The following is a 5,254-nucleotide window of genomic DNA, read 5'->3' on the forward strand; positions in this document are numbered from 1 at the left end:
AACACCAGAACTCAAAGAGGCCGTGGCCGCGCTGTTGCCCCACGTGAACGCACAAAAAGACCAATTTATTCCTCAGGGTATCGCCAACCTGCTGTGGGCCATGGCGAAACTGGTGGACAACGGCCATGAGCAGACACCAGAGCTCAAAGGGGCTATTGCCGCGTTATTGCCCAACGTGAACACTCAGAAAGCTAACTTTAACCTACAGGAAATCGTCAACCTGCTGTGGGCCGTGGCGAAACTGATGGACAACGGGCAGAAGAGGACACCAGGTCTCAAAGAGGTAGTGGCCAGGTTATTGCCCCACGTGAACGCACAGAAAGACCAATTTAATACTCAGGGCATAACCGGCCTGCTGTGGGCCATGGCAAAACTGGTGGACAACGGGCTGGAGCTGACACCAGGGCTCAACGAGGCCGTGGCCGTGCTGTTGCCCCATGTGAACGCACAGAAAACTAACTTTAAGCCAAAGGAAATCGCTAACCTGCTGTGGGCCATGGCAAAACTGATGGACAACGGGCTGGAGCAGACACCAGAGCTCAACGCGGCCTTAGTCGTGCTGTTGCCCCGCGTAAACACACAGAAAGCTAACTTTAAACCACAGGGAATCGCGAACCTGCTGTGGGCCATGGCGAAACTGGTGGACAACGGCCAGAAGCAGACATCAGGGCTCAACGAGGCCTTAGGCGCATTGTTGCCCCACGTGAATGCACAGAAAGCTAACTTTAAACCACAAGGTATCGCCAACCTGCTGTGGGCCATGGCGAAACTGGTGGACAACGGGCAGGAACTGACACTTGGGCTAAAAGAGGCCGTGGCCGCGTTGTTGCCCTACGTGAATGCACAGAAAGACCAATTTATTCCTCAGCATATCGCCAACCTGCTGTGGGCCATGGCGAAACTGGTGGACAACGGGCAGGCGCTGACACCAGGGCTCAAAGCAACCGTAGCCGCGCTGTTGCCCCACTTGAAAGCACTGAAAAACCAATTTATTCCTCAGCATATCGCCAACCTGCTGTGGGCCATGGCGAAACTGGTGGACAACGGGCAGGCGCTGACACCAGAGCTCAAAGCGGCCGTGGCCACGCTGTTGCCCCACTTGAAAGCACTGAAAGCCAACTTTAACCCCCAGGAAATCACCAACCTGCTGTGGGCCATGGCGAAACTGGTGGACAACGGGCAGGCGCAGACACCAGAACTCAAAGAAGCCGTAGCCGCGCTGTTGCTCCACATGAACGCACAGAAAGACCAATTTAATGCCCGGGATATCACCCACCGGCTGTGGGCCATGGCGAAACTGGTGAACAACGGGCAGGAGCAAACACCAGGGCTCAACGATGCCTTGACCGCACTTTTGTCCCAAGTGAACACAAGCAAAGACCAGTTTATTCCTCAGTATATCTCCAACCTGCTGTGGGCCATGGCGAAACTGGGTGAACTCGTTGAGCTGAATGTGGTTAAATCCACGACTGAACATCTTGTCTACCAAATCAGTCAATACCCTCAGTTATCTCAGCAAGATATATCGATGTCTCTCTGGGGAGTGATGGTATGCTGTGCCAGGTTGTCTCTGGAATCCAATGCCAATAAAAATAATTTGCTTGAAAAGCACATGGATGAACTGTTTACTCGTCTGGAAAATACATCTCCGTATAATGTAGAGGATCAATCCGTTATTGCCATAGCCGCCAGTTGGCTTGGCAGAGCGTGTCCGATCGTCCCCCATTACCAGACTAACCTGTCAAAACCTCAAGCCGACTTCCGCAATCGACTCCAATCATGCATTCCCTCTTTGCAGATTGAAGAAGAAAAAAGTCTGAACTCATTACCTCCGGTTGACATGCTACTGCCAGACCACAACATGGTGATTGAAGTTCAGGGACCGTCTCATTACGTGAGTGGTGATTTCAACACCAGGAATGGTTCGACTCTGCTGAAAATCGCACTGCTGCAAAAATCAGGATTTGAAGTCATTGAAATCCCGGTTAACCAGCTCAGGAGCCAGAATTCAATGAAACTATGTATTGATGAAATAAAGACCCGGATAGACATCCCGCCACAGGGTCATGGCTCTGTATCACTTAAAAGCGGGTCGGCAGATGAGAAATACGGCACTGCTTATATATGAACATTTCAGCAAAATGAACTTCTGAACCGCACAGCAGTCTGCTTTTTATATTTTCATGAAGTAATGAAATATAATTATGGACGGAAGCTCTGCCGGTATCAGTGGTCAATTCGCAAGATCAGATAATGATTATAACCGACCGGGTGGCCATGCCGCTTCTTCAAGGCGTGGACGATACAGACATGCCACGGTCAGGCAGTGGGATGATACCCCACGCACTAACCCGGGGCGTAATACATTTTACCGTTCTTCTGACGCATGCCCTTCTCAACATCTACAGCGCCGTTCAGTACACCCTGCTCAAGATTTTAAGGCACTCATCAAACCAGAAATAATGGATGACCTGGTGAGTCAATCGGATCATTTCGGTCATCGCTATGATGGGAGAAATCACGGCCTGTATGCCAATTCAATTAAAAAATACACATCAGCTGCTAAAAGACCGTTAAATCGAGCGGAACAAAGCCAGCTGATGCATTTGCTGCCAAATTTCACAGTCACGCGGAGCTGGAATTGGCGAAGCCTGACGACCACACTTCATTCATTGACTTCAGCGGGTGTTTTTACCCCTCATAAACCCATGGATGGGCGTGTTAAGCGTACTCAGGCTGCCTTATTGTCAACACTACTTGATGCAATCATATTCAAGTGCAACCAAAAACCTCAGGCCAGGGATGTTGATGCCCAGGGTGTCGTCAACCTGCTGTGGGCCACGGCAAAACTGGTGGACAAAGGGCAGGAGCAAACACCAGAACTCAAAGGGGCTGTGGCCGCGCTGTTGCCCCACGTGAACGCACAGAAAGCCCAATTTAATGCCCAGCATATTACCAATTTGCTGTGGGCCATGGCGAAACTGATGGCCAACGGGCAGGAGTGGACACCAGAGCTTAAAGAGAACGTTTCCACACTTTTGTCCCACGTATACGCACAGAAAGCTAACTTTAAACCACAGGAAATAGCCAACCTGTTGTGGGCCATGGCGAAGCTGGTGGACAACGGGCTGGAGCAGGCACCAGAGCTCAAAAAGGCCGTGGCCACGTTGTTGCCCCAGGTGAACGCACAGAAAGCTTACTTTAAACCACAGGAAATCACCAGCCTGCTGTGGGCCATGGCAAAACTGGTGGACAACGGGCAGGAGCTGACACCAGGGCTCAAAGAGGCCGTGGCCGTATTGTGGCCCCACGTGAACGCACAGAAAGCTAACTTTAAGCCACAGGAAACTGCCAACCTGCTGTGGGCCATGGCAAAACTGGTGGACAACGGGTTGGAGCAGGCACCAGGGCTCAAAGCGGCCTTAGCCGTGCTGTTGCCCCACGTGAACGCACAGAAAGTCCAATTTAATGCCCAGAATATCGCCAACCTGCTATGGGCCATGGCAAAACTGGTGGACAACAGGCTTGAGATACCAGGGCTCAAAGATTCCGTGGCCGTGCTGTTGCCCCCTGTGAACGCACAGAAAGCTAACTTTAAGCCACAGGAAACTGCCAACCTGCTGTGGGCCATGGCAAAACTGGTGGACAACGGGCTGGAGCAGGCACCAGGGCTCAAAGCGGCCTTAGCCGTGCTGTTGCCCCACGTGAACGCACAGAAAGTCCAATTTAATGCCCAGAATATCGTCAACCTGCTGTGGGCCATGGCGAAACTGGTGGACAACGGGCTGGAGCAGATACCAGGGCTCAAAGAGGCCTTAGGTGCATTGTTGCCCCACGTGAATGCACAGAAAGCTAACTTTAAACCGCAAGGTATCGCCAACCTACTGTGGGCCATGGCGAAACTGATGGACAACAGGCAGGAGCAGACACCAGGGCTCAAAGCGGCCGTAGCCACACTGCTGCCCCACGTGAAAGCACTGAAAGCTAACTTTAAACCCCAGGAAATCACCAACTTGCTGTGGGCCATGGCGAAACTGGTGGACAACGGGCAGGCGCAGACACCAGAACTCAAACAAGCCGTGGCCGCGCTGTTGCCCCACGTGAACGCACAGAATGACCAATTTAATGCCAAGGATGTCGCCATCCAGCTGTGGGCCATGGCGAAACTGGTGATCAACGGGCAGGAGCTGACGCCAGAGCTCAACGAGGCTTTGACCGTACTTTTATCCCAAGTGAACGCAAAGAAAAACCAGTTTATTCCTCAGCATATCTCCCACCTGCTGTGGGCCATGGCGAAACTGGGTGAGCTCGTTGAGCTGAATGTGGTTAAATCCACGTCTGAACTTCTTGTCTACCAAATCAGTAAATGTCCTCAGTTATCTCAGCAAGAAATATCGATGTCTCTCTGGGGAGCATTGGTATGCTGTGCCAGGCTGTCTCCAGACTCCAATGCCAATAAAAACAGCTTGCTTGAAAAGCACATGGATGACCTGTTTACTCGCCTGGAAAATGCATTCCCAAATAATGAAGAGGATCAATCCATCATTGCCATGGCCGCAAGCTGGCTTGGCAGAGCGTGTCCGATCGTCCCCCATTACCAGACTAACATGTCAAAACCTCAAACCGCCTTCCGCGATCAACTTCAATCATGCATTCCCTCTTTAAAGATTGCCGCAGAAAGGAGTCTGAACTCATTACCTCCGGTTGATCTGCTACTGCCAGATCACAATATTATTATTGAAGTTCAGGGCCCCTCTCATTACCTGTGTGGTGATTTCAACACCAGGACTGGTTCGACTCTGCTGAAAATCGCACTGTTACAAAAAGCAGGATTTGAGGTCATTGAAATCCCGATTAACCAGCTCAGGAGCCAGGATTCAATAAAACGATGTATTGATCAAATAAAGACCAGAGTGGACATCCCGCCGCAGGGCCATGGATCTGTATCACATAAAATCGGGTGGGCAGATGAGGCAAACGCTACCGCCGATAAAGGGGATCAATCCTCAGATCACTGTTACCTGGCCGCCGAAGAACATTTAGAAAAGCAAACAGGCAAACCAAAAAAAAGAAAAAGGAAGAGAAAAAAAAGGCAATAAGTAGTTGGCTAAAATGATTTGAAAATAACGGATTGGTGGCATCAGAAGTAGATGTGTATCCCCAACGGCTTGGTTTTATAGGCATTTCAGTAAAATGAACTTCTGAACAGAGCAGCAGTCTGCTTTTTATACTTTCATGAATTAATGAAATATAA

General features: G+C 50.6%; 2 protein-coding genes. Both read left to right on the forward strand.

What is annotated here, in order from left to right:
- Positions 1–2,128, forward strand: a 2,128-nt coding sequence (locus ACO6V1_RS22175) for a DUF1601 domain-containing protein (RefSeq protein ID WP_422468631.1), incomplete at its 5' end; no start/stop codon positions are given.
- A gap of 76 nt (positions 2,129–2,204) precedes the next feature.
- On the forward strand, positions 2,205–5,099 hold the full coding sequence (locus ACO6V1_RS22180; protein ID WP_422468633.1) for a DUF1601 domain-containing protein: 2,895 nt from the start codon (positions 2,205–2,207) through the stop codon (positions 5,097–5,099).
- The last annotated feature ends 155 nt before the right edge of the window (positions 5,100–5,254 follow it).

The sequence above is a fragment of the Endozoicomonas sp. ALC013 genome (assembly GCF_049310205.1).
Taxonomy (GTDB): domain Bacteria; phylum Pseudomonadota; class Gammaproteobacteria; order Pseudomonadales; family Endozoicomonadaceae; genus Endozoicomonas.

Coding starts and splice junctions, on each gene's coding strand:
- ACO6V1_RS22180 (WP_422468633.1), top strand. CDS start 2,205: ATGGACGGAAGCTCTGCCGGTATCAGTGGTCAATTCGCAAGATCAGAT.